This window comes from Cupriavidus sp. 10L43_2, from assembly GCF_056395265.1.
On record NZ_JBFTJE010000014.1, the window covers coordinates 44930 to 70650 of the forward strand.

At 64.4% G+C, this 25721-nt stretch carries 20 protein-coding genes, 1 tRNA gene and 1 pseudogene; 10 read left to right on the top strand and 12 right to left on the bottom strand.

Features of this window, described 5'->3' with window-relative positions:
- Positions 1-9: 9 nt before the first annotated feature.
- On the bottom strand, positions 10-408 hold the full coding sequence (locus AC1DEL_RS19100; protein ID WP_477126120.1) for a hypothetical protein: 399 nt from the start codon (positions 406-408) through the stop codon (positions 10-12).
- A complete protein-coding gene (locus AC1DEL_RS19105; protein ID WP_477126121.1) occupies positions 405-1319 on the bottom strand; it encodes a WYL domain-containing protein in 915 nt (304 codons plus the stop codon). Before AC1DEL_RS19105 ends, AC1DEL_RS19100 begins: the two co-directional genes overlap by 4 nt.
- A gap of 262 nt (positions 1320-1581) precedes the next feature.
- Here AC1DEL_RS19105 and AC1DEL_RS19110 point away from each other — a divergent pair, with 262 nt between their 5' ends.
- From AC1DEL_RS19110 to AC1DEL_RS19120, 3 genes and pseudogenes are all read left to right on the top strand, one after another.
- The gene (locus AC1DEL_RS19110; RefSeq protein WP_477126122.1) at positions 1582-3189 is read left to right on the top strand and encodes a hypothetical protein; all 1608 of its coding nucleotides are present in this window, start codon (positions 1582-1584) and stop codon (positions 3187-3189) included.
- A gap of 56 nt (positions 3190-3245) precedes the next feature.
- Positions 3246-3425 (top strand): annotated as a pseudogene (locus tag AC1DEL_RS19115) (phospholipase D-like domain-containing protein); the annotation flags it as partial.
- A 53-nt stretch (positions 3426-3478) separates the two neighbouring features.
- On the top strand, positions 3479-5287 hold the full coding sequence (locus AC1DEL_RS19120; protein ID WP_477126123.1) for a DUF262 domain-containing protein: 1809 nt from the start codon (positions 3479-3481) through the stop codon (positions 5285-5287).
- A gap of 322 nt (positions 5288-5609) precedes the next feature.
- Here AC1DEL_RS19120 and AC1DEL_RS19125 read toward each other — a convergent pair whose 3' ends face one another.
- Positions 5610-5978 (bottom strand): hypothetical protein, encoded by a 369-nt coding sequence (locus AC1DEL_RS19125; protein WP_092298383.1) that lies wholly within the window; start codon positions 5976-5978, stop codon positions 5610-5612.
- A gap of 141 nt (positions 5979-6119) precedes the next feature.
- On the opposite strand from AC1DEL_RS19125, the gene AC1DEL_RS19130 reads away from it, so the two are divergent.
- Positions 6120-6524 carry a hypothetical protein gene (locus AC1DEL_RS19130; protein ID WP_092298480.1) on the top strand — a complete coding sequence of 135 codons (405 nt, stop codon included), beginning with the start codon at positions 6120-6122 and terminating at the stop codon, positions 6522-6524.
- 71 nt (positions 6525-6595) lie between these two features.
- Here the strand turns inward: AC1DEL_RS19130 and AC1DEL_RS19135 are convergent, their stop codons facing one another.
- Both AC1DEL_RS19135 and AC1DEL_RS19140 read right to left on the bottom strand, forming a co-directional pair.
- On the bottom strand, positions 6596-7066 hold the full coding sequence (locus AC1DEL_RS19135) for a cyanophycin metabolism-associated DUF1854 family protein (protein ID WP_441591903.1): 471 nt from the start codon (positions 7064-7066) through the stop codon (positions 6596-6598).
- A 34-nt stretch (positions 7067-7100) separates the two neighbouring features.
- Positions 7101-9401 (bottom strand): cyanophycin metabolism-associated ABC transporter, encoded by a 2301-nt coding sequence (locus tag AC1DEL_RS19140; protein WP_477126124.1) that lies wholly within the window; start codon positions 9399-9401, stop codon positions 7101-7103.
- A gap of 254 nt (positions 9402-9655) precedes the next feature.
- Here AC1DEL_RS19140 and cphA (AC1DEL_RS19145) point away from each other — a divergent pair, with 254 nt between their 5' ends.
- The 3 genes from cphA (AC1DEL_RS19145) (at position 9656) to AC1DEL_RS19155 (ending at position 15540) form a co-directional block, all read left to right on the top strand.
- Positions 9656-12301: a cyanophycin synthetase gene (gene cphA, locus AC1DEL_RS19145; protein WP_092298374.1), complete on the top strand. Its 2646-nt coding sequence runs from the start codon at positions 9656-9658 to the stop codon at positions 12299-12301.
- 30 nt (positions 12302-12331) lie between these two features.
- A complete protein-coding gene (cphA, locus tag AC1DEL_RS19150; protein ID WP_092298371.1) occupies positions 12332-14902 on the top strand; it encodes a cyanophycin synthetase in 2571 nt (856 codons plus the stop codon).
- A 158-nt stretch (positions 14903-15060) separates the two neighbouring features.
- Entirely contained in the window at positions 15061-15540 is a 480-nt protein-coding gene (locus tag AC1DEL_RS19155; protein WP_092298368.1) for an SRPBCC family protein, read from the top strand.
- 10 nt (positions 15541-15550) lie between these two features.
- Here the strand turns inward: AC1DEL_RS19155 and AC1DEL_RS19160 are convergent, their stop codons facing one another.
- The 4 genes from AC1DEL_RS19160 to AC1DEL_RS19175 all read right to left on the bottom strand — a co-directional run bounded on the left by AC1DEL_RS19160 (position 15551) and on the right by AC1DEL_RS19175 (position 19653).
- Entirely contained in the window at positions 15551-16210 is a 660-nt protein-coding gene (locus AC1DEL_RS19160; protein ID WP_477105979.1) for an amino acid ABC transporter permease, read from the bottom strand.
- A gap of 140 nt (positions 16211-16350) precedes the next feature.
- Positions 16351-17163 (bottom strand): transporter substrate-binding domain-containing protein, encoded by an 813-nt coding sequence (locus AC1DEL_RS19165; protein ID WP_092298362.1) that lies wholly within the window; start codon positions 17161-17163, stop codon positions 16351-16353.
- 203 nt (positions 17164-17366) lie between these two features.
- Positions 17367-18287, bottom strand: a complete 921-nt coding sequence (locus AC1DEL_RS19170) for a glutamate/aspartate ABC transporter substrate-binding protein (RefSeq protein ID WP_092298359.1) — start codon at positions 18285-18287, stop codon at positions 17367-17369.
- Positions 18288-18375: 88 nt separating this feature from the next.
- Positions 18376-19653 carry a D-amino acid dehydrogenase gene (locus AC1DEL_RS19175; RefSeq protein WP_477126125.1) on the bottom strand — a complete coding sequence of 426 codons (1278 nt, stop codon included), beginning with the start codon at positions 19651-19653 and terminating at the stop codon, positions 18376-18378.
- Positions 19654-19846: 193 nt separating this feature from the next.
- Between AC1DEL_RS19175 and AC1DEL_RS19180 the strand changes: the two genes are divergently transcribed.
- Positions 19847-20800 (top strand): LysR family transcriptional regulator, encoded by a 954-nt coding sequence (locus AC1DEL_RS19180; protein WP_092298356.1) that lies wholly within the window; start codon positions 19847-19849, stop codon positions 20798-20800.
- Between the two features lie 87 nt (positions 20801-20887).
- On the top strand, positions 20888-22210 hold the full coding sequence (gene paeA, locus AC1DEL_RS19185) for a polyamine export protein PaeA (RefSeq protein WP_477126126.1): 1323 nt from the start codon (positions 20888-20890) through the stop codon (positions 22208-22210).
- 12 nt (positions 22211-22222) lie between these two features.
- Here paeA and AC1DEL_RS19190 read toward each other — a convergent pair whose 3' ends face one another.
- Positions 22223-22987 (bottom strand): SDR family oxidoreductase, encoded by a 765-nt coding sequence (locus tag AC1DEL_RS19190; RefSeq protein ID WP_092298350.1) that lies wholly within the window; start codon positions 22985-22987, stop codon positions 22223-22225.
- Between the two features lie 156 nt (positions 22988-23143).
- On the opposite strand from AC1DEL_RS19190, the gene AC1DEL_RS19195 reads away from it, so the two are divergent.
- Positions 23144-24043: a LysR family transcriptional regulator gene (locus AC1DEL_RS19195; RefSeq protein ID WP_092298347.1), complete on the top strand. Its 900-nt coding sequence runs from the start codon at positions 23144-23146 to the stop codon at positions 24041-24043.
- Positions 24044-24159: 116 nt separating this feature from the next.
- Here the strand turns inward: AC1DEL_RS19195 and AC1DEL_RS19200 are convergent.
- Both AC1DEL_RS19200 and serS read right to left on the bottom strand, forming a co-directional pair.
- A tRNA-Ser gene (locus tag AC1DEL_RS19200) sits at positions 24160-24249 on the bottom strand.
- An 81-nt stretch (positions 24250-24330) separates the two neighbouring features.
- Entirely contained in the window at positions 24331-25638 is a 1308-nt protein-coding gene (gene serS, locus AC1DEL_RS19205; protein WP_092298474.1) for a serine--tRNA ligase, read from the bottom strand.
- Between the last annotated feature and the right edge of the window lie 83 nt (positions 25639-25721).

Here is a 25721-nt window from a genome sequence, read left to right on the forward strand (position 1 = left end):
TATGTTCGTTCAGGCCAGCTTCAGCAGCGGGCCTTTCAATTCGAGTCGTGCATCTTGTTGTGCTGCGCTGCGCAGCATGGGTTCGGTAATCACCATGCCTGCCGGTAATTTGCTGATGAGCTGCGCCAAGGGCATGGGCCGACCCGCCTTTTGCAGCAGCGCCACCAATTCGTCAGCCAGGCTGGGCGTTGTCTGGCTTTGCCCAACATTGAGTGCCCACGCCGCTTCACCGCCGGGTAATTCACAGCGCTGCAAAGCAGGCGTGCAGGCCAGCCATAAGCTCAGTTGTGCGCGACTCCAGCCCAGGTGATGCCATTGCGTGGCATGGTCCGCCCACAAATGGTCCAGCGTTACGGGGCCGGTTTTCATGCTGCGTCGGACGGCGGCCAACAGATCAGGCGTACTCATGCTGCCCCTCCGCCGATTGGATGTGGTTTCGGGGCCCGATAACCTGGCGCAAGCGTTGCGTTGGCTACGCCATACAAGGCCAACGCATCACGCAGCCAAAGACGGTATTCGTGGCCGCGCAGGCTGTGGTCCGGTGAGCAGTCCACACTCCACTGGCGCAAGATGTACCCGGCCGTGGCAGCGCGCAGCTTCATCCGCAGGATGCCGCGATCCATGCTGTAGTCCATTTCCGTGATCTCTGGCCGGGGCTGATCGGGATGCGGCACCAGTTCTAGCTCGACAATCCGGGTCCACTGGATGTCTTGATCACTGCGCTCATGGGCCGCCACGGGCTGCCCTTTGATGGCCACGGGGCGTTTGATCCGGGTGATGACGAAATCCCGGAACTCCTGCGACTTCCGGTCAAAGGCGCGGACGTGCCAGCGCAGGCCGTTGTCGATCAGGGCGAACGGGACGATCTCCCGCTCAGTGCGGCCACTGGAGATGGAATGGTACTCAATGCCAAGCGGACATTCCTGGTGGATCGCCCGGGTCACGCTCGCCAGTGCATCCAGGGCCGGGTGTGTGAGCCGTGACGGGCTCTCGCTGGCCACCCATGCCTTGATGCGCATGGGTTCACCATCACCGAAACCTTGGGTCAGCCACGACAACACTCGCTCCGGAGGGAAGTCAAAGACCGGCTGGAAGGCAGCACCCAAGACGTAGGCCTTGCCCTTGGCGTCGTAGTCGATGTTGCCAGGAGCAAGCTCTTTGTAAAGAGCCAAGTCCCGCGTGGCAGCGGCGGACTGAATGCCAAAGCGTGACACCAGATCCTGACGGCGGATCTCCCCAATGTAGCGCACGCGCAATTCTACGAACGCGAGGCGGTCGCGCTGGGGCTGAGTGAGTTCTGCTAGCTGTTCGTTCGACATCCTGGGGTGCTCATTCGGGTTAGCGACGGCTGGTACGGATTATTGCGGAAAGTATATAAGATGCTCTAGAATGTGTCCAAGGCATATTTTTAGTGTCCATATCCGTCGCATAGTGATGACTGTTTTTGAATGAGATCAATCTGATCCATTGATTGTTGCTGACCGACCAACCGTGCAAGGAGGCTTTTTGAGCCAATCAATCACCCCGCAAATGCCATTCGTATGGCCGGAGCCACGCGTGAGCGCCGGGATGAGCCGGTATATGACTGAGCTTCCCTTCGAGGTGGCCGCACGGACTGCGCTCAGCGTGTTCGGCGTGGTGTCTGCGATCGACGCCAGGGCGGTGAACTGGATGGAGGGCTATCTCACTGATAACGCTGAAACCAAGCTCCGGCTGGTCATCAGCATCCACCCAACGTGCCGGACCTCCGAATCCGATCTGCAAGACCTGCTTCGGCTGGTCGAGCGTCACGGCGATCGGGCGGCATTCAAGATTTTCCCCGAAGCCTCACTGCTCGACCGGTCATCCAACCTCTTGTGTCTGTGCGGCGCGGACGGTGATGCGGCGGTGTCGGTTGGCCCAACCGAAAACATGGGATTTACCCCTGCGTCGCCTTCGCAAGCGAACTTGGCCTCGGTCGTGACAGCAGCGACCTTTGAAGCCTGCCGGAAGTGGTTCGATTATCTGTGGAGCATCGCAGGGCCGCTGCGACCGGATGTTGCATCGTCGATGCCAAACCTTGTGCTGCCTGAAGGGGATGTGGAGGCAGCCCGACTGTGGGAGGACTACCGGCGCCGCTGTCTTATACATGATTCTGCCACCGAGCCACGGGTGCGAGCCATCGTCGACTCGGAGTCCGGTGAAGTTGTTCTTGTGGACCAGAACAACGAAGCGATCCCATCGCCGACCGAAGCAATCGGCGTTCCCAAGCTCGACCCTCTCTCCGACTATGTGGCGCGGGTATTCGAGCTCGGTGCGCTGGTGTCTGTTGACAAGTTGAGCCGGATTCCTCCGCTGGAGGCCCCTGTCAAGCCGGAGTGGTTCGGCGTGGACAGCTTTCGTCAGACTGGCATGGTCAAGGCGCAGACCTCGATCAAGGTCGCCCCATTCGATGAGGCCACGCTCAAGAAGATCGACAGGTTGCGCCGGGTATCCGGTGAGCTGTTGCCGCGCTATTCGTTCGCGTTGGCCGATGGGGTGCGCTGGATGCCTAAGCAAGCCATCCCCCTCTTTGAGGCGGCACTGACGGCGGCCAACGACGACGCGAAGAAGCTACTCGGACAGACCATGGGCGACGACATTCAGGCCTTTCTGGGGTCGCAGCGCGAGCGCATCCGCAACGACGCTCAGCGTATGTACGAGGCCTATCACCCGGGCGGGAAGATCCCGGACAACGCTGTCACCAATATCCTGGATGAGCTCAAGGCGCGCCTCGACAAGACCAAGGCCGACAAGCTAATCCCCAAGGTTGCCTACTCGCCCGTGGCCTTCAATCCATCGCAGAAGTCGGAGTGGTCGTCGCCATGGGGCCAAGCGTTCGCGCTCCTGAAGGGGATTGCAGAGTTTCCGCGCGAGGCCATGACCAACCGTTTCTTCTGGCAAGGCATCAGGACGGACGAGGATGCCCTGATCAAGGCCATGAATGTGGCCGGTGACCGCCTCGTCGAGGAGTACGGCGGGCGCAAAGCCAAGCAGCGCGCCGAACTGGAACTGGACCTGATCAAGCAGCTCGATGACGCGTCGGGCGACGCGCTGGCCAAGTGTAGGGCGTTATGGACCTTGATCACGACGGGGACCGAGGACGCGGTGGTCGCGCTTGTAGAGCATGGACCACTGACTCATGCTGCTGGCACCGGTGGATCAATGTGATAGCTCAGAATCAGGGATAGGCTCAGAACAAGAATGGATCAGCAAACCCACGAGTCCACGCCAAGGTCGCAGTCGACGACGGCAGGATGTGTTTCGTCACCAGCGCGAACCTCACCGAGCACGCCATGGAAAAAAACATGGAGGATGGCGTACTGATTTCTAGTGGGCGCATTGCGAAGTTGCTTGATGAACACCTGCGCTCACTCGTCGACACGAAGATTGTGTCTTCGGTTTGACGTTGCTATGCGCAAACCGTCTTTTGTGGTTGTATTGAATTAAGGAATATTACATGTCAGGTGATTACGAAAAGGCCATCTCTATCGGCAAGGCAATCCAAAATATTGTCTCTCGCCGGTATCTCCTGCCTGCGATACAGCGAAAATTCACATGGAGCACATCCCAGATCGAAGTGCTCTTCGATTCGATCATGCGCGGCTACCCCATCAACACCTTCATGTTCTGGGAGGTGACCGATGCTGAGGTCAAGAGCAACTTCCGCTTCTACCAATTCTTGGAAAAATACTGTGAACGGTTCGGAGAAAACAACCCGGACTTCGATACAAAGGGCCACGGAAATTTTCAAGCCGTCATTGATGGCCAGCAGCGACTGACCTCCCTGTACATCGGCCTAAAAGGTACGTACGCGTACAGGTTGCCGCGCAAATGGTGGCCAAAAACTCAAGATGATTCCGTTTTGCCCCCAAGGCGGCTTTATCTGAATATCGCTGCGCCATTGGACGAAGAGCGCAACGAGGAGATGATGTCTTATGAATTCTCCTTCCTGACAAAGCAGGAACGAGAAAAAGCCACAGACGGCAAATGCTGGTTTCTTGTCGGTGATGTGCTGGATCTCGAAGAGGCGGAGACAGCAGACCAGGTGCTAGACGTAGTAATGGGCCACCTTGAAAAGGTTGGCATGTCGTCGAACGCCTATGCCAGAAAAGCGCTGACGCGGCTCTATTTCGCCATTCGGCGCGACACCCTGATTCATTACTACAACGAGACTAGTCAGAAGATCGATCACGTCCTGGATATCTTCATTCGCACCAATCATGGCGGAACGCCGCTGTCATTTTCCGATTTGCTGATGTCGATAGCCATCGCCAACTGGAAGAAGGATGCGCGTCAGCAGATCGACGACCTGGTGGACAAGGTCAGGTTTGGTTCTGACATGGAGTTCTCAATTGATCGCGACTGGATATTAAAAGCGGCACTGGCGTTGACGGATGCCGACATCCGTTTCAAGGTCGAGAACTTCGCTGGTGCGCAGGTCGCCAGAATCGAAAGTGAATGGGACGAGATCAGCACCTGTATCTTGGAGACCTTCCGATTAATCCGGTCGTTTGGTCTCAACGATGCATCTCTACGTGCAAAGAACGCAGCCATTCCCATTGCTTACTATCTGTATCACAAAGGTCGCGATGCCTCCGCAGGTAAGAAGGGTGTGTTCTCAAGCATCAACAAGCAAGCCTTTCACATCCAAGATCGAAAACTGATTCGGCAGTGGTTGCACATGTCATTGCTCAAGGGAGTTTTCGGCGGTCAAGGTGATGCGCTGCTTACCAATTTGCGCAAGATCATCAAAACCAATCTCGCAGACGACACTTTCCCTTTGGCGAAAGTCATTGAAGACTACAGAGGGCACAGCAAGGATCTGCTCTTCGACGACGATTTCATTGGCAGGTTGTTGAAAACCCAAAAAGATGATTCCTCGTGCTTTTCGATACTGGCTCTGCTCATGCCAGACCTCGATTTCACAAGAGCGTTGCAGAAGGACCATATCCATCCAGAGGCGGCATTCAGACCAGGCCGACTGGCTGAATGTACCTTTCTGGAAGGCAAACCAGATGCGTTGAATTTCTATCTGAATCACGAGAACTGGAACAGCATCGTCAATCTTCACCTGTTGGATGAATCCAGAAACAAATCGAAGCAAGACCGGCCATTTGCTGAGTGGCTCAAGGAACAAGAGGGGCTTAGCCTGGATGGATTGCTGATACCAGCAGGCGCGCCACTTGATTTCGAGTCGTTTCCCACCTTTGTAGAAAAACGTTCTCTGCACCTGTTCAACATCTTCAAGGAATTGGGCAAATCCTGACGCTCTGCGGACGCGGGTTCAATTCCGTAATCGGAATCGAACTAGCGGCCAAATTGAGGCACCCGGCTGACGCAAAAGCAGGTGTGAACTGATACGATTGCTGGCAACATCGGCTGGATTCCGCCCATTTCCGCAGGAGTTCGAAGCGGTCCTAAGGCGCTGAGTTACCTAGGTTTGGCGCAGGGTTCCACCCCACCACCAGTATTACCGTCCGACATTCCTTTTGCTTCAGGAAACGCCGGACAAGCAAAAACCCCGTCAATCGATGACGGGGTTTTTTCTTTTCTACCGGGCCAGAATCCATTGGCCGCTCGATGCACGCTCAGTGCACCGATTCCGCCGGCTGGCTCGCTGCCAGGCGCGCGGCATAGAAGCGGTCCAGCGCTACGTGCACGCCAAGCAGGCCGAACAGTTGGGAGGCCTCGTTCACTGATACCAACACGCCCGGCATCCACAGCCGCTGCAGGCGGCCCGGGGCCTGCCCGCTGAGGTCGGCAAACGCTTCCATGCCGTACTCCTGGATGGCCTTGAACAGCACCAGGCCTACCAGGTACATATCGCCGGAATCCAGCGCGATGGCCGCCTGCGCAGCCCAGCGCACTTGCCGGTCTTCGTGCTTCTCCGCCTCGGCAAAGCGCTCCGTCGCCGTCTGGGCGACCGCCTCACCGGGCGCTTGGAATGTGAGGCTCATTGCCAATCTCCAATGCCAGATCCCATGGATATCGGCAGATTTGCCATTTTCCTGAAGCCTTCCTCCAGGACACGAGATAACGCATGGGTCCCTTGGCCGCACGGGGCTACAATGGACGCCCGCCTCTTCCTGCCCAACTCCATGACCGACCACCCCCGCTTCACCCTCAACCGCTCCATGGTCATGCTGCTGCCCGAGCAGCCGTTCCTGGACTGGATCAAGGCCGTCGACCCGGAGCCCGTGCCGGGCCTGTCGCTCGAGGACGTCCGCGACGACGCCAGCGTCTTCCTGTTGCCGTCGGAAGTGGCGGATTCCCCGGAGACTGCTATGCGCTGGGTGGAAAAGCGCTGGCAGGCGTTCTTCGAATTCATGTTGGGCGAATGGTTTGATGATTCCATGTGGCCCGAGAATATGTCCCTGGCCATGTTCCGCGAATGGTTCACGCCGCGTTTCCATTCCATGGTGTGGGATATGGCGCCGGAGTCTCCCATCATGCATGAAGACTGGGATGACGAAGACGACGATATGCCGTCCATGCTGCACTAAATCCAACATCGGAAATTGAAACGGCACGCCCGAGGGCGTGCCGTTTTTGCTTGCGCGAACAAGACTATAAATCAAAGAAAGCGATCGAGTATTTTGCGGCTCGGTTTGTCGAGCGCGGACAGGTCGCGAATCAGGTAATGAATGCCGTGGTTGTCGGAGATCAGCAGCGTGCTGCCGGTCAGTCGACGAATGTCCTCTTCGCCGCGCAGCACGAGGTCGGTCTGGCCACGATCCGTCCGCACCGTCCAGACGCTCGGCGTGGCATAGGTGGACACACCCACAATGCTACGAATTTCCGGCATGAACTCGCGCGCGGCCAGTTCGGACTCGATCAGGGCACGCATCGGCGCCGGCAGGGTATCGAGGCGCGGAATCCACGCCAATTCGCGGCCATCGGTGCTGATCATGCCGACACCGTCGTCGGGCGCGGCAATCGGGAAGGCGCGCACAGGCACCACGCCCTCGTGCGCCGTGCCGTCGGCGGTCGTCAGAACGAGCTTGCCGAACGGGTTGCGGGACAACGTGTAATCGGGCGTCTGCATAGCGGTTTGCCGAGAAATCGAATCACCTGAAGAATCACTGCGCATTGACGGCCTCCGTATCGAGGCGTTCGCCCGCGCTGGGCAGGTCTGCATCGGCATCGACATTGCGCGCCTGCGCCTGATAGAGCTTGTAGTAGGCGCCTTCGCGCGCGAGCAGTTCGTCGTGATTGCCGACTTCGACAATCTGTCCGCGATCCATCACCACGAGGCGATCGGCCTTCCGCAGCGTGGACAACCGGTGCGCGATCGCAATGGTCGTACGTCCCTGCACGAGGTTATCCAGCGCCTTCTGGATCTCCTTCTCCGTGGTGGTGTCCACCGACGACGTGGCCTCGTCCATGATCAGGATGCGCGGATTGATCAGCAGCGCGCGTGCGATGGAGATGCGCTGGCGCTCCCCGCCGGATAGCGCTTGCCCGCGCTCCCCTACCAGCGAGTCATAGCCGTGCGGCAGGCGCAGGATGAACTCGTGCGCATGCGCGGCCCGCGCTGCGGCGACGATTTCTTCGCGCGTGGCGTCGGGCTTGCCGTAGGCGATGTTGTCGGCAATCGTGCCGAAGAACAGGAACGGCTCTTGTAGTACCAGTCCGATATGGCGGCGGAACTCCGACACCGGCAGCGAGCGGATGTCGATGCCATCCACGCGGATCGCGCCTTCGGACACATCGTAGAAGCGGCAGATCAGATTAACCAGCGTGCTCTTGCCCGAGCCGCTGTGGCCGACCAGCCCGATCATCTCGCCCGGCCGGATCGACAGGTTAAGGCCGCGGATCACGGCGCGGTTGCCGTAGCGGAAGCCGAGGTCGCGCAGTTCGATGGCGCCCTCCACCTTATCGAGATGCACCGGGCGCTGCGGCTCGGGCACGCTCGACACATGGTCCAGGATGTCGAAGATCCGCTTTGCGCCGGCGGCAGCCTTCTGCGTGACCGACACGATCCGGCTCATCGAATCCAGCCGCGTGTAGAAACGGCTGATATAGGTCAGGAAGGCGACCAGCACGCCGACCGTGATGGCGTCGTGGCTGACCTGCCAGATGCCGAAGATCCAGACCACCAGCAGACCCACTTCGGTCAGCAGCGTCACCGTAGGCGTGAACAGCGACCAGACGGCATTGACGCGATCGTTGACGGCCAGATTGTGCTTGTTCGCCTCGCGAAAGCGGTCGACCTCGCGCTTTTCCTGGGCGAAGGCCTTGACCACGCGGATGCCGGGAATCGTATCGGCCAGCACATTGGTGATCTCGGACCAGATGCGGTCGATCTTCTCGAAGCCGTGACGCAGCCGGTCCCGCACGAGGTGGATCATCCAGGCGATGAACGGCAGCGGCACCAGCGTCACCAGCGCCAGCCAGGGATTGATCGAGATGAGGATGATGGCCGTCATGACGATCATCAGCACATCGGTCGCGAAATCGAGCAGGTGGAGCGACAGGAAGACGCAGATGCGGTCGCTTTCGGAGCCGATACGGGCCATCAGGTCGCCCGTGCGCTTGCCACCGAAGTATTCGAGGGACAGTTTTAGCAGGTGTTCGTACGTTGTTGTGCGCAGATCGGCGCCGATGCGCTCGGATACACGCGCCAGCAGATACGTCCGCGCCCAGCCCAGGCTCCACGCCACCAGCGCGGCGCCGAGCAGCCCGGCCAGGTACATCTTGACGCGCTCATAGTCGATCGGCACGCCGTTTTGGTACGGAATCAGCACATTGTCCATCAGCGGCATGGTCAGGTACGGCGGCACCAGCGTGGCGGCGGTGCCGAGCAGGGTCAGCAGGAAGCCGGCCAGCAGCTCCCACTGGTAGGGCCGTGCGAAGCGCCACAGGCGCAGCAGCGCCCAGGTGGATGGCGGGGTCTCGAGGTCGCGGCTGCACTGGGGGCAGACGTCCTCGCCGGGGGGCAGCGGGGCCTTGCAGGTGGGGCAGACATCGTCGTCGGCCGGCACGGCGGCCTGGCCGGTGGCGAGCAGCGCGCGGCGGGCTTCGAACTGATCGGCCAGCCGCAGGGCGTCGGGATTGTAACCAAGCGTGTAGCGCCAGCTCCCCAGCCGGGCGCGGCCGTCGGCCAGTTCCAGCGAGCCAACCCCGGCGTGGTCGCCATGGGTCAGCGTCAAGGCAGGCGTAATTTCCCAGTCGACGATGTTTTTTTCACCGCCCCCCCGGGCAATCAGCCGGCGGTCGGTCACAACCAGCCACCCTTGGGTAAAATGCAGCCTTGCGTCCAGGTCCAGGTCAAGGCCAGCCAGCACGGTTTCACCGGGCTGCAGGCTCGTGCCGATCTCGGCGCCCCAACGACCTTGCGGGCCGGAGGGGATTGGGACGGACGGGGAGGATTGGGTCATTATTGGCGCGAAATGCGTCCGCGGTGAGTCCACAACAGGGTAGACACGGACATAACTTGAAACAATTTAGGCGGGAAGCCGGCTGGCGGCCCGCGATTTTGCCCGCAAGTATACATAACGCAAACAAACGGGGCGCCTGGTGCGCTGCACAACGTCTTCCGGACTTCAGGGGTCAACCCTGATGCCGTTGAAACGTTACTGAAAGGTTAGGCTCCCATTTCTCGGGCATTCGCCCACTGCCTCAAGCTAAATCAATGAAAAAGAAGGACATTGAGATTTTCGATGTCATGTCGCTGCGCGGCCCGAATATGTGGACATATCGGCCAGTGCTGGAGGCATGGGTTGATATCGGCGAACTGGAGGATTTCCCCTCCAACAAGATCCCGGGGTTCTACGAGCGCCTGTCGGCCTGGCTCCCGTCGCTGATCGAGCATCGCTGCAGCATTGGCGAGCGCGGCGGCTTCCTGCAGCGGCTCAAGGAAGGGACGTGGCCCGGCCACATCCTCGAGCACGTGACGCTTGAACTGCAGAACCTGGCCGGCATGCCGGGCGGCTTCGGCAAGGCCCGCGAGACCCCCGTGCGGGGCGTCTACAAGGTGATCGTCCGGGCCTGGCACGAGGAGGTGACGCGCGCCGCGCTGTTCACCGCCCGTGATCTGGTCATGGCCGCCATCGAGGACCGCCCGTTCGACGTACCCGACGCCGTGGACAACCTGCGCCGCCTGGTCGACGAACATTGCCTCGGCCCGAGCACCGCCTGCATCGTCGATGCCGCCGATGACCGCGACATCCCCTCCATCCGACTCTCCGACGGCAATCTGGTTCAACTTGGCTACGGGGCGCGCCAGCGCCGCATCTGGACCGCCGAGACCGACCGGACCAGCGCCATCGGCGAATCGATCTCGCGCGACAAGGACCTGACCAAGACGCTGCTGGAATCCTGCGGCGTGCCGGTACCGGAAGGCCGCATGGTCGAGAGCCCCGAGGACGCCTGGGACGCCGCCGAGCGCATCGGCGTGCCGGTGGTGGTCAAGCCGTACGACGGCAACCATGGCCGCGGCGTGTTCACCAACCTGATGACGCGCGAGGAAGTGGAAACCGCCTACTCGGTGGCCATCGACGAAGGCAACGGCGTGATCGTCGAGCGCTTCGTGCCGGGCAACGAACACCGCCTGCTGGTGGTGGGCGGCCGGCTCGTGGCGGCGGCGATGGGCGAGACGGCCAGCGTCGTGGGCGACGGCACCTCGACCATCGACGAACTGATCGATTCGCAGATCAACTCCGATCCGCGCCGGGGCAGCACCGAGGACCATCCGCTGAACCGCGTGCGGCTCGATTCCGCCGCACGGCTGGAACTGAAGCGCCAGGGCCTGGTAGATGGCGATTCCGTGGCACCCGCCGGCAAGACCATCCTGATCCAGCGCAACGGCAACGTCGCCTTCGACGTGACCGACCGCGTGCACCCGAGCGTGGCCGCGCATGCCGCGCTGGCCGCGCGCGTGGTGGGGCTGGACATTGCCGGGGTGGACCTCGTGGCCGAGGACATCTCGCGTCCGCTGGCCGACCAGCGCGGCGCCATCGTCGAGGTGAACGCCGGCCCGGGCCTGCTGATGCACATCAAGCCGGCCGACGGCACGCCGCGCCCCGTGGGCCCCGCCATCATCGACCATCTGTTCCCCGCCGCGAAGGATGGCAGCGCCGATGACGGCCGCATCCCCGTGGTCGGCATCACCGGTAACAACGGCAAGACCGTGGTGGCCAAGCTCGTGGCGCGCCTGCTGCAACTTTCGGGCAAGCACACCGGGCTGGCCTGCAGCGACGGCCTGTTCCTGGACCGCCGCCAGGTGGAGACCGGCGACCGCGCCAACTGGGAAGCCGGCCATCGCATCCTGATGAACCGCGCCGTGGAAGCGGCCGTGTTCGAGAACGACAGCGGCATGATCCTGTCGCAGGGCCTGCCGTACGACCGTTGCCAGGTTGGCGTGGTGACCAACTTCGCCCAGCCGGACCACCTCGGCGACTACTACGTCGAGGACGAGGACCGCATGTACAACGTGTTGCGCACCCAGGTGGACGTGGTGCTCAACAACGGCGTGGCGGTGCTCAACGCCGGCGATGCGCGGCTGGTGGAGATGGCCGAGCTGTGCGATGGCGATGTGATCTTCTTCGGCCTCACCGCCGACCTGCCGGCGATTGCCGCGCACCGGGCGGCGGGCAAGCGAGCGGTGTTCGTACGCGAAGGCAAGGTCGTGATGGCCACCGGCCAGAGCGAGATGCCGCTGACCGATGTGTCGGCCATTCCGCTGACCTACGCGGGCCGCGTGGCGTTCCAGATCGAGAACGTGCTGGCGGCCGTGGCCACGGGCTGGGCGCTGGGCATTTCCAACGACCTGATCCGCGCCGGCGTGGTGACGTTCGACGTTGGCCAGGTGGACGTGCCGGGCCGCTTCACGCTGTTCGAACGCCAGGGCGCCACGGTGATCGTCGATGACGCGCACAACGCGCCCGCGCTGACGGCGCTGGCCGCCGCGCTCGACCGCTTCCCCGCCGAGCGCCGCATGCTGGTGTTCGGCGCCGGCGTGCAGCGCCGGGACGAGGACCTCGTCAGCCACGGCAAGATCATCGGTGCCGCGTTCGACCGCGTGTTCCTCTGCGAGGACCAAAGCGTGAAGCGCGACCTGCCCGATGCCGAGGCCCGCGCGCTGGTCAAGAAGGGGCTGTACGAAGGCCGCCGCGTGACCAAGATCATCGACGAAGGCGCCCGCCGCGCCGCCATCGAGACCGCGCTCTCGCAACTGGTGGCCGGCGACCTGCTGGTCATTCAGTGCGACGAGGGCTCGCCCGAGGGCACTGTCGAGCAGGTACACCAGTGGGTCGGCCGTAGCGGCCGCCGCGCCTGATGGCTCGGCCAGAAAAATAACGGAAATACTATGGAAGTCTCCCGTATCCGGGCCCTGCGCGGCCCGAATCTCTGGTGCCGCCACACTGGCATCGAGGCCATCGTGGCCTGCTCGGACACCTCGCACCTGCTGGCCGACCTGCCCGGCTTCGAAGACCGCCTGCGCGCGCGCTTCCCGGCCATCGGCCCGCTCCGTCCTGACGACGAGGCCGGTACGCCGTCGATGGCCCACGCGCTGGAAGCCGCCGCACTCGGCCTGCAGGCCTCCGCCGGCTGCCCGGTCACCTTCAGCAACACCGCGCCCACCGTGGAGCCCGGCACGTATCAGGTAGTGGTGCAGTACAGCGAGGAGGAAGTCGGCCGGCTCGCCTTCGAACTCGCTGAACAGCTATGCCTGGCGGCCCGCGACGACAAGCCCTTCGACCTCGACGACGCGCTGCACCGCCTGCGCGAATTGGACGAGGACGTGCGGCTGGGGCCGAGCACCGGCTCCATCGTCTACGCCGCCGTGGCGCGTGGCATTCCGTATCGCCGCCTCACGCAGGGCTCGATGGTCCAGTTCGGCTGGGGCAGCAAGCAGCGCCGCATCCAGGCCGCCGAGACCGACATGACCAGCGCCGTGGCGGAGTCCATCGCGCAGGACAAGGACCTGACCAAGAGCCTGCTGCACGCCGCCGGCGTGCCGGTGCCGCTGGGCCGCTCGGTGCGCAGCGCCGAGGAAGCCTGGGCCGCCGCGCAGGCCATCAACGGGCCGGTGGTGGTCAAGCCGCGCGACGGCAACCAGGGCAAGGGCGTGGCGGTGCGCATCCGCACGCGCGAAGAAGTGATGACGGCCTACGAAGTGGCGGCCGACATCTCCTCGGACGTGCTCGTGGAACGCTACATCCCCGGTCACGATTTCCGCCTGCTGGTGGTGGGCAAGCACCTGGTGGCCGCCGCGCGCCGCGATCCGCCGCAGGTGATTGGCGATGGCGTGCACACCGTGCGCCAGCTCGTGGAGGAAGTGAACCGCGACCCGCGCCGGGGCGAGGGCCATGCCACGTCACTGACCAAGATCCGCTTCGACGATATCGCGCTGGCAACGCTGGCCAAGCAGCACCTGACCGCCGACTCGGTGCCCGCCAACGGCACGCGCGTGGTGCTGCGCAATAACGCCAATCTGTCGACGGGCGGCAGCGCCACCGACGTGACCGACGACGTCCACCCGGACATCGCCGCGCGCGCCGTGGCCGCAGCCCAGATGGTGGGCCTCGACATCTGCGGCGTGGACGCCGTGTGCGAGACCATGCTCAAGCCGTTCGAGGAACAGGCCGGCGGCATCGTCGAAGTCAACGCCGCGCCGGGCCTGCGCATGCACCTGCAGCCGTCGTTCGGCAAGGGCCGCGCCGTGGGCGAGGCCATCGTCTCAACCATGTTCGCCGATGGCGACGATGGCCGTATTCCCGTGGTGGCGGTGTCCGGCACCAACGGCAAGACCACCACCGTGCGCCTGATCACCCACCTGCTGGCCACGAGCGGCCTGCGCATGGGCATGACAGGCACCGATGGCGTGTATATCCGGGGCGAGCGCATCGACACCGGCGACTGCAGCGGTCCGCGCAGCGCGCGCAACGTGCTGCTGCATCCGGACGTCGACGCCGCCGTGTTCGAGACCGCGCGCGGCGGCCTGCTGCGCGAGGGCCTGGCCTTCGACCGCTGCGACGTGGCCGTGGTGACCAATGTGGGCGAAGGCGACCACCTGGGGCTGTCCTATATCAGCACCGTGGAAGACCTGGCCGTGCTCAAGAGCGTGATCGTCCAGAACGTGGCGCCGCATGGCATGGCCGTGCTGAACGCCGCGGATCCGATGGTGACGCGCATGGCCGACGCCTGCCCCGGCACGGTGACGTTCTTCGCGCAGGATGCCGGGCTGCCGACGATGGCGCTGCATCGCGCACAGGGCAAGCGCGTGGTGTTCGTCGAGGGCGACGAGATCGTGGCGTGCGAGGGCGAGACCCAGGTGCGCATCGCGCTGGCGGACATCCCGCTGACGCGCAACGGCAGCATCGGCTTCCAGGTGGAAAACGCGATGTCATCGATCGCCGCCGCCTGGGCGCTGGGCGTGGACTGGGCCGTGATCCGTCGCGGGCTGGCTACCTTCGTCAACGACGCCGCCACGGCGCCGGGCCGCTTCAACGTGTTCGACTACCGGGGCGCCACCCTGATCGCCGACTACGGCCACAATCCGGATGCCATCCAGGCATTGTGCAATGCGGTGGAATCCATGAAGGGCGACCGCCGCGTGGTGGTGATCAGCGGCGCGGGCGATCGTCGCGACGTGGACATCCGCCGGCAAACCCAGATCCTGGGCGGCGTGTTCGACGAGGTGGTGCTGTATCAGGACCAGTGCCAGCGCGGCCGCGAGGACGGCGAGGTACTGGCGCTGCTGCGCGAAGGGCTGGAAGGCGCACAGCGCACCCAGCACGTGGAGGAGATCCGGGGCGAGTTCCTGGCGATCGACACCGCGCTGGGGCACCTGAAGCCGGGCGACCTGTGCCTGATCCTGGTGGATCAGGTGGAAGAGGCACTCGGGCACATCGCCCAGCGCATCGCGGAACAGTAACGCGCACCTTTGTGCGTCCGTGCGAAGGCCGGCTCCCAGGAGCCGGCCTTTTTTCTTGTGCGTCCACTTGCATCGAAACGGTTGCAGGTGCCACATTACTGTCACCATCGCTCCGATGACCGCCCTGCCCCGCCGGTCTCATCCAGAGGAGGCTTGCCATGCAATCGCCGCAGACCGTAGTGGTCACCTACATCGCCGCCACACCCGAGCAGGTCTGGTCCGCGCTGACGGAGCCCGCGCAGAGCGAACAGTATTTCTTCGGGCGGCGCGTGGAGTCTGACTGGCAGGTGGGCAGCCCGTTCGTGCTGCGCATGGACGACGGGCGGGTGGACTCGCAGGGCGTGGTGCTGCTGGCCGAGCCGCCCTACCGGCTCTCGGTGACGTGGCGCGTGGAGTGGCTCGAGGCCTTCCGCGAGTTACCCGAGGTGGTGGTCACTTGGCAGGTGGATGCGCTGGGGCAGGCGGTGCGGCTGACCGTGAGCGAGACCCATCGCGAGCCGGTGGACGAGCAGATCCTGCAAGGTGGCCGCAACGGCTGGCCGATGATCCTCGCCGGACTCAAGACGCTGCTGGAGACGGGGCAGCCCCTCCAGGTCGAGGTCCCCAAGCCGCCACCGGCGCCCTCCTCCGCCGCCTAGCCCCTCGCCTTCAGTGCCGACCCGGCAGCGAGAGCCGGCGCTCCAGCACGCGCTGCAACACCGATAGCCCGGTACTCAGGATCCAGTAGATGACCGCCACCGCCAGGTAGAGCGGCAGCGGCTGGTAGGTGGCGGCGATAATTTCCTGCGCGGTGCGCAGCAACTCGGTCACGGTGATCACCGACACCAGCGAGGTGTCCTTGATCAGGCTGATCAGGCTGTTGGACAGGCTCGGCACGGCCAGCCGCAGCGCCTGCGGCCCGACGATGTAGCGCAGCGTCTGGATGGGCGTCAGGCCCAGGCTGTAGGCCGCCATCCACTGCCCGCGCGCAATCCCGAGGATGGCGCCGCGCATGCTTTCCGACAGATAGGCGCCCACGTTGAGGCTCAGGGTCAGCACGCCGGCCGGGGTCGGCTCGAGCGCAATGCCCACGCTCGGCAGCCCGTAATAGACCACGAAGATCTGCACCAGCAGCGGCGTGCCGCGCATGATGCTGACGTACACGCGCGCCACCATTTTGAGAATCGGCGCATGGCAAATGCCCATCAGCGCGACCACAATGCCAATCACCAGGCCGAACGCCATCGACAGCACGGCGAACTTCAGCGTGAGCAGGGCGCCCTGCAACAGCACGGGCAGCGAATCCATCACGAGGGCGAGGGCGGACATGGCAGGAGCAGGTCAGGAATCCGGAATGCCGGGATCATACGTGATCCGGCCGCGGAAAAAAAAGGCCGACTCTCGGGAGCCGGCCTTGCTGGTACGGGCTGGGAGCGGGTTGGCCCGGCGGGGGGCGCAACCCTGTCCGCTTACTTCGGCGCCTTGGTCACATCCGAGCCGAACCACTTGGTCGACAGCTTCACCAGCGTGCCGTCCTTGCGCAGGTCTTCCAGCGCCTTGTCGATGGCCTGGGCGAACTTCGGATTGTCCTTGCGGAACGGGATGGCGACCTCGGTATTGGCGCCGGGCACCACGGCGCCCGGGCGCAGCGGCAGGTTGGCGTTCTTGATCAGGTAGTTGACCATCAGCCTGTCATTGAGCGCCGCGTCGATCCGCTGCGAGGCCAGGTCGCGCAGGTACTCAGGCGCGCCGGGATAGGTCTTCACGTCGATGCCGGCCACCGATTTGGCCAGTTCGTTGTAGTTGCTGCCCAGGCTGACGCCCAGCTTGTGGCTCTTCAGGTCGTCCAGCGACTTGAACTCGCGCTTGTCGTCCTTGCGCTGGATCAACTGGGCTGCCGAATAGACGTAGGGCGTGGAGAAATCGAGGGTCTGCTTGCGCTGCGGCGTGACCGCGACCTGGTTGACGATGATGTCGAACTTGCCCGCCTGCAGGCCGGCGATGATCGCGCTCCATTCGGTGGTCACGAACTCCGGCTTCACGCCGAGCTTGCCGGCGATGGCGCGCGCCACGTCCACGTCGAAGCCCTCGAGTTCGTTCTTCGCGCCGCGATAACCGAACGGCGGGTACGTGCCTTCCACGCCAATCTTGAGCACGCCGGCTTGCTTGACCGTGTCGAGCAGATCGGCGGCGCTGGCGGCCGTGGCCGTGAAACCGGCAACGCCAGCCAGCAGCGCGGAAGCCAACAGGGATTTAAGCAAGCCAGTACGAATCGAGCGCATAAATTCTCCAGTGTGAGAGGCGGATCAGGCCGGCTGCCCCTTTTGGGGGCGAACCGGAGGCTCCTAAGAGCCTATAACGGGCTCCACACTACCGCAAACACTATCAAACGCGAAATAACGATTCATTATGGCTATATAACCGATCCGCCACCCCACCCAGGGGGCGGGCGGGGCGGACCGCGGCGCCGCCAGTCCCTCCCTGCTTACTGGAACGCCTTGTCGTTCGGCGCCGCGAACAGCGCCTTCATGTCCGGCGACAGCGGGTAGTTCATATTGATGTTGCGCGGCGGAATCGGCGACTGGAACCACTTCGTGTACAGCTTGTCGGCACGGCCGCTCAGCATCAGGTCCGACACCACGCCATCGGCCAGCTTCTTGAACGAGGCGTCGTCCTTGCGGAACATGCACGCGTAGTTCTCGGTCTGGAGCGGCTCGCCGGCCACGACCCATTCGCTCGCGTTCTTGGCCTTGGTGCGCTCGCCGTACAGCAGCGGCTCGTCCATCACGAAGGCTACCGCACGGCCCGTCTCCAGGATCAGGAACGCCTGGCCATGGTCCTTGGCGCTGGTCAGGTTCATGTTCATGCCCTGCTCGCCGTTCATCTTGACCAGCAGGCGCTCGCCCGTGGTGCCGGCCGTGGTGACCACGTTGCGGCCCTTGAGCTGGGCGAAGTCGGTCACGCCCGAGTCCTTCTTGGTCAGCATCTTGATACCGTAGACGAACAGGCTGTTCGAGAAGGCCACCTGCTTCTGGCGCTCGAGATTGTTGGTCGTGCTGCCGCATTCGATGTCGATCGTACCGTTCTGCATCAGTGGGATGCGGTTCTGCGAGGTGATCGGCGTCAGCTTGACCTGCAGGTTCGGCATGTTCAGCGTCGTCTTGATCTTGTCGACGATCTGCAACAGGATCTCGTGCGAGTAGCCCATGACCTCCTTGCCGTCCGTGTACGAGAACGGAATCGACGACTCGCGGTAGCCGAGCGAGATCACGCCGGTGTCCTTGATCTTCTTGAGCGTATCGCCATCGGCGGCGTGCGCGCCGGCGGCAGCGCAGGCCAGCACGGCGGCGGCCAGCAGGCGGGTGGACAGGCAGGTAGGGGTCAGACGGACACGCAGTGACTTCATGGTTTTCGCTCCTTGATGGGGCTTGGTTTAATCAGCTCGAGGCAATCCCACTTCCGTACTACAAACTTCAACACCCGTTGTGCGCCGGTCAGGCCCGGGCCGCACTGAAATCTTCTGCGCCGCTGGCCGGCGCGCGGCCGGCCAACTGGTCCGCCAGCATCCCCGCGCTGCCCATCGCCAGCGTGAACCCGAGCGCGCCATGGCCCAGGTTCAGCCACAGGCCCGGCAGGCGCGACGGGCCGACCAGCGGCAGGCCGTCCGGCGTGGCCGGGCGCAGGCCCGCCCAGGGCTGCAGGGCGTCGAGGCCGGCGCCATTGGCCACGCCGCCAAACACGGCGCGGGTCTGGGCGACCAGTGTCTGCGCGCGCTCGCGGTCGATGGTCGGCCCGCCGCGCACCAGATCCGCCATGCCGGCCACGCGCAGCGTATTGCCGATGCGCGCGTAGACGATCTTGTTGGCGAAGTCCGTCACGCTGATATGCGGCGCCCGGGCGCCATCGGCGATCGGCACCGTGATGCTGTAGCCCTTGAGCGGCCACAGCATCGGCCGTACGCCGAGCGGACGCAGCAGCGGCACGCTGCCGATGCCGCCCGCGACGATCACCGCGTCCGCGCGCACCTCGTCATCGGTCGTCCTCACGCCCACCACCTGGACGCCCGATGTCATCAATCCAGTGACACGTGTGCCAAACCGCATCGACACATTGCCCTTCCCTTGCAACAGATGGGCCAGCGAGAGGCAAAAGCGATGACAATCGCCCACTTCTTCGCTCGGCGTGTAGATGGCGCCGGCGATGTCGCCCCGGATGCCGGCCAGCGCGGGCTCCAGCGCCACCGTGGCGTCGCGGTCCAGCGCCTGCTGCTCGCAGCCCAGGCTGGCCTGGTAGTCCAGCAGCCGGCAGGCCGATGCATAGGCGGCTTCGTTGCGATGCACCACCAGCTTGCCGCGCCGCGCGAAATCGAAGCCGCCGCCCTCGCCGCGTGCCTCCGGGCCTTCCACGAAGGCCTGCATCAGGTCCCGCGAATAAAAGGCCAGCCGCAGCAGCTTGCGCGTGGTCGCCTCGCTGGTGGCGGCGTTGCACGCCTGCACGAAGGCCAGCAGCCAGCGCCACTGGGCGGGATCGGCGGTCGGACGGAAGCGCATCGGCGAATCGCGGTCCAGCAGCCAGCCCGGCACCTTCGACAGCACGCCCGGCCCGGCCAGCGGCGCCACATAGCTGTAGCTCAGCTGCCCGCCGTTGGCGAAGCTCGTCTCCTCGCCCGGCCCCTCGTGGCGCTCCAGTACGGTGACCTCGTGGCCGTCCTGGGCCAGCCGCCATGCGGTGGTCATGCCGACCACCCCTGCTCCCACAATCGCTATGCGCATCGAACCTGCCTTGCCATCCATATCGAAACGATGGGCCAGAGCGTAGTCCACCGCGCGCGGCTTGCCCAATGCCAATACGTGCCAGAATATGTCCCCAGGCTATGGATGCCGGCCACCCGGGCTTACCCGTAGTGCACGGCCGTCCTGGCCGGTTTCCGCCGCACCTTTCCGGACAATATCCAGCACCACAACGATGCGCCTGCGCCAGATCGAAGTCTTCCGCGCCGTCATGCTGACCGGCACCGTCAGCGAGGCCGCGCGCCTGCTCCACGTCTCCCAGCCCGTGGTGACGCGAGTGTTGCAGCACGCCGAGGCCTCGCTGGGCTTTCGTTTGTTCGAGCGCGTGCGCGGCCGGCTGCAGCCCACGCCCGAGGCGACCGCGCTCTATGGGGATGTCGAAAGGCTATATGGGGAGATCGAGCGCGTGCGGCGCGTGTCGGAGAGCCTGCGCCACAAGGGCGCCGGCCGGCTGCGCGTGGCCGCCACGCCGAGCCTGGCCAACCCGCTGCTGGTGCCGGCCGTGCGGCGCTTCTGCGCGCGGCATCCGGAAACGCAGGTCCAGGTGCTGACGCACCATACCAACGAGATCGTGGACGCGCTGCTGGCCAACCAGATCGACGTGGGTTTCGCCTTTTCGCCGCCCCGGCACGAGGCCATCTCCTCGGAGCCGGTAGCCGCCGGCCGGATGCTGCTGGCTGTGCCGCGCACGCTGCCGCTGCCGGCCGGGGGGCGGCGCGGGGCGGTGTCGATGCACAAGCTGATGGACCGCCCCTTCGTCGGCTACGACGACGACACCTCGCTGGGCCTGCTGGTGCGGCAGACGCTGGCGCGCCACGCCCTGGAGCCGCATTCCACGCTGGAGGTGCAGACCTACTCGCTGGCGCTGGCACTCGTCGATGCGGGGCTCGGCCTGACCGTGCTCGACCAGTACACGGCCCTGAGCGCCAATCCGGACAATGTGGCACTGCACGATATCGAGCCGATGCTGCCTTTCGAGATCCAGCTGCTGCGCGCGAGCCACCGGGGCGCCTCCAGCCTCGTGGACGACATGCGCACCCAGTTCACGGCCGCCGCCGCCGAGCTGGCGGCCACCCTGCCCCACCGGCTCGAAGCCCCGCGCGTGCAGTTCGACGCGCCCGAGAAATGAGCCGCGCCGCCCTCAGAAACGCCGCATTGACAGACCTGCGCGGCGTACACCATCATCAACCCGCCCCGACAGGCGCGTGAAACCCCCATGTTCGTCCTGACCCTGATTCTCCTCGTCCTGATAAGCGCGTTCTTCTCGATTTCGGAGATCGCGCTGACGGCCGCCCGGCGCACCAAGCTCCAGGTCCTGGCCGAGCGCGGCGACCGCCGCGCCACCAAGGTGCTGCGGCTCAAGGAAGAGCCCGGCAACTTCTTCACCATCGTGCAGATCGGCGTGAACAGCGTGGCCATCCTCGCCGGTATCCTGGGCGAGAAACACGTCTCCGACCTCGTCTTCGCCGCGCTGACCCCCTATATGAGCGCCACCCACGCGCTGCGCGTGGCCAATATCGGCTCCTTCCTGGTGGTGACGCTGCTGTTCATCCAGTTCGCGGACCTGATTCCGAAGCGCATCGCCATGACCTTCCCCGAGCGCTGCGCGGTGGTGGTCATTGAGCCGATTCTCACGCTGCTGCGCGTGCTGAAGCCGGTGGTGTGGATCTTCAACGCGGCGGCGGACGCGATGCTGAAGCTGCTCGGCATCCCGACCAAGCCGGTGGACCAGATCACCACCGAGGACATCGCCGCGATGGTCGATGCCGGCGCCGAGGCCGGCGTGCTCCACAAGCACGAGCTGCACCTGATCGAAAACGTGTTCGAACTCGACTCGAAGGGCATTACGGCGATCATGACCCCGCGTGACGACGTGATCTTCCTGACGCTGGACGAGACCGCCGACAGCGTGCGCCGCAAGCTGGTCAGCCAGCCGCACGCGCAATACCCGGTCTGCGGTCACGACCTGGACGACGTGCTGGGCTATATCGACTCGAAGGACATCCTGCAACGGCTGCTGGCCGACGAGAGCGCCACGGTGCTCGGCAACATCGGCCGGCATCACGACAAGAACGTGCTGGTGATTCCGGACACGCTGACGCTGTCCGAGTCCCTGACGCGGTTCCGCGAGATGCACGAGAGCTTTGCGGTGGTGATGAACGAGTACGGGCTCGTGGTGGGCATCGTCACGCTCGACGACATCGTCGGCGCGCTGATGGGGGACATCCTGTATTCGGCCGAGGACGAGCAGATCGTGCGGCGCGACGAGACGTCATGGCTGGTGGACGGCGTGACGCCGCTGGTGGACCTCAAGAAGGCGCTCGAGCTCGATTCGCTGCCCGGCGAGGACTACGTCGATACGGCGGCCGGCCTGGTGATCTACTCGCTGAAGCGGATTCCGAAGAAATCCGAGTCGATCACCGTGGCGGGCTACCGCTTCGAGGTGCTGGATATCGATCATCACAAGATCGACCAGCTGCTGGTGTCGCGGCTGCCGGGCGCGGTGGCGCCGACCGCCGCTTCAGCCGGGGACCACTGACTCAGGTCTGAGTCACGTGCGCGTGATGGAGGCGCCGCCGTCCACCAGGGACGCCGTGCCGGTCACGAACGCCGCGTCGTCAGACGCCAGGTACAGCACCGACCGCGCCAGTTCTTCCGGCTTGGCCACGCGCTTGAGAGCGTGGAGTCCGGTGATGAACGCCTGCGATTCGGTCGTATTGTTCATGTCACGATACATTTCGGTGTCCACCGCGCCCGGCAGGATGGCGTTGACCCGCACGCCTTGCGGCCCGTACTCGGACGCCAGCGCCTGCGTCAGGCCGATCAGGCCGGCCTTGCTCGCGGCATAGGCGGCCACGCCCGGGAACGCGAACGAGTAGCCGACGAACGTCGACGTGAAGATCACCGATCCCCCGCCCTGCTTCGCCATCTGCGCGATCTGGTGCTTGGCGCCGAGGAACGCGCCGGTCAGGTTGATCGCCAGCGTGTCGTTCCAGCCGGCTTCCGACACCCCGGTGCTCGGGCCGCCTTCGCCCAACGTGCCCGCGTTGTTGAAGGCGATGTCCAACTTGCCGTACTGCTCGACCGCCAGATCCACCAGGGCGCGGGCATAGTTTTCGTCCCGGACGTCGCCCGCCAGTGCAACCGCCTCGCCACCGGCGGCGCGGATGCGGGCCACGAGGGCGTCCAGTTCCGCCTGCCGCCGCGCGCCAACCACGAGCTTCGCGCCCTCCTTCGCAAACAACTCCGCCGTGGCCAGGCCAATGCCGCTGCTTGCACCCGTGATGATCGCCACCTTGCCGTTCAGTCGTTCCATGATGTGCTCCGGTTTCCGTTGAGTTGATTCGTTGATTTGATCTATCGATTTCGGTTCGGCACACCCAGGTGCGCCGCGTCTGAACCCAGTATGGGCGCTGGGATTAGATAGCGGTATATTGCTAATCACGATTCTGCTTTTCGGAAAAACCGAACAATGTTCAAACTGGAAGGGGTGGCGAGTTTCGTGGCGGTGGCCGAGTCTGGGTCGATCACAGAGGCGGCGCGCCGGCTGCACCTGTCGAAATCGGTAGTCAGCGAGCGGCTGGCGGAGATGGAGCAGGTGCTGGGCGCGCGCCTGCTTCACCGCACCACGCGGCGGGTGAGCCTGACCGAAGACGGCGCCGCGTTCCTGGAACGCGCCACCCGGATCCTGCGGGAAGTGGAGGACGCCGCAGCGGAGATGACCGAGCGGCGCGGCACGCTGTCCGGCCCGCTGCGGATCGCCGCGCCAGTCACGTTCGGACGCCTGCACCTGGGGCCGGCGCTCTACCCCTTCCTGGCCCGGCATCCCGACATCGATCTCTCACTAGATCTGGACGACCGTCGCGTGGATGCGTCATCGGAAGGCTACGACGCGGTGATCCGCCACGGCGCCGTCGGCGATTCGCGGCTGGTGGCGTGGCCCCTGGCGCCGAGCCGCCGGCTGCTCGTGGCATCGCCGGCCTACCTCGACCAATGCGGCGCGCCAGACTCGCCCGAGGCCTTGCAGCGCCATCACGGCATCTTCTATACGAATCGGGGCATCGCGGACTGGTCGTTCCTGCAGGACGGCGAAATGACTTCGCTACGCGCCCGCGCCCGCCTGCGGGTCAACAACGGCGACATGATGCTGGACGCGGCGCTGGCCGGCCTCGGCATCGCGCTATTGCCGACCTTCCTGGCCGGCGCTGCATTGAAATCGGGCGCGTTGCGGAGCGTGGACATCGGCGTGCAGACGGCAGCCGAATCGATCTACGTCGCCCACGCGGGAGGCCGACGCGCGTCCGCCAAGCTGCGTGCGCTGGTGGAGCACCTGCGCGAAGCGATCGGCAGTCCGCCGTATTGGGATGTGTAGAGGGAACGCGGGAGGGGACGTGTAGAAAAACAAAACCGACGCCTGCTTGCACAGTGCGTCGGTCTGAGTGTTACTGCTATTTGTTGCTTACCCAGCGAACCGGGCAGCTTCTTATTTGGCGGAGAGGGTGGGATTCGAACCCACGGTACCGTCGCCGGTACGCCTGATTTCGAGTCAGGTACATTCGACCACTCTGCCACCTCTCCGGTAACTTGGTCGACCTTGCGGCGAAACCAAGATTATAGCGATGTTGCGCCCGCCTTTGCAAGCGGCTTGCGCAATAATTTTTACGCCTCCGGTTGCAGCGTTGTGATGCCGCCCATATACGGCTGCAGCGCCTTCGGCACGGTCAGCGAACCGTCGGCATTCTGGTAGTTCTCGAGAATCGCCACCAGCGTGCGGCCCACGGCCAGGCCCGAGCCGTTCAGCGTGTGCACGAGTTCCGGCTTGCCCTGCCCCGCGCGGAAGCGGGCCTGCATGCGGCGCGCCTGGAAGTCGCCCATGCTCGAGCACGAGCTGATCTCGCGGTAGGTGTTCTGCGCCGGAATCCACACCTCGATGTCATAGGTCTTGGTGCTGCCGAAGCCCATGTCGCCCGTGCAGAGCACCACGGTGCGGAACGGCAGTTCCAGCTTCTTGAGGATGGCCTCGGCATGGCCGGTCATCTGCTCGAGCGCGTCCATCGACTGCTCGGGCGGCACCACCTGCACCATCTCCACCTTGTCGAACTGATGCTGGCGGATCATGCCGCGCGTGTCCTTGCCGTACGAGCCTGCTTCCGAGCGGAAGCACGGCGTGTGGGCGACGTAGCGCAGCGGCAGCTTGTCGCCGGCCACGATGGCGTCGCGGACCATATTGGTCAGCGGCACTTCGGCGGTCGGGATCAGGTAGAAGTTCTCGATGGTGTCCTGGCCATCCTCGCCGCCGACCTTGCGCGGCACCTTGAACAGGTCGTCCTCGAACTTGGGCAGTTGGCCCGTGCCACGCATCGACGCGGCATTGACGATGTACGGCACGTACATCTCGGTGTAGCCGTGCTCGAGCGTGTGGGTGTCCACCATCAGCTGCACCAGCGCGCGGTGCATGCGCGCCAGGCCGCCACGCAGGAAGGAGAAGCGCGAGCCGGTCACGCGCGTGGCGGTCTCGAAGTCGAGGCCGAGCTTCGCGCCCACGTCCACGTGGTCCTTGACCTCGAAGTCGAACGTGCGCGGCGTGCCGACGCGGCGTACCTCGACATTGCCGGTCTCGTCGCTGCCCACCGGCACGCTCGCGTCCGGCAGGTTCGGGACCGACATGATCGCGTCGTGGATCTGTTCCTGGATCTCGGCCAGGCGCTGGGCCGACGCCTTCAGCGTGTCGCCAATGCCGGCGACCTCGGCCATCGGGCCGGAGGCGTCTTCGCCCTTGCCCTTGAGCATGCCGATCTGCTTCGACAAGCTGTTGCGGCGCGCCTGCAGGTCTTCGGTCTGCGTTTGCAGTTGCTTGCGTTCGGCCTCGAGGGCCTGGAACGTCGCCACGTCGAGTTGAAAACCGCGCGTGGCCAGCCGTTGGGCCACGGCGTCGATGTCTTTGCGGAGCAGCTGGATGTCGAGCATGTTGCGGGAGCGATGGATGTGCAGTGCCGGCGACATGCCGGCGATGGGCGCCATTTTACTGCACCGGCACCCCCTGCCGCGAC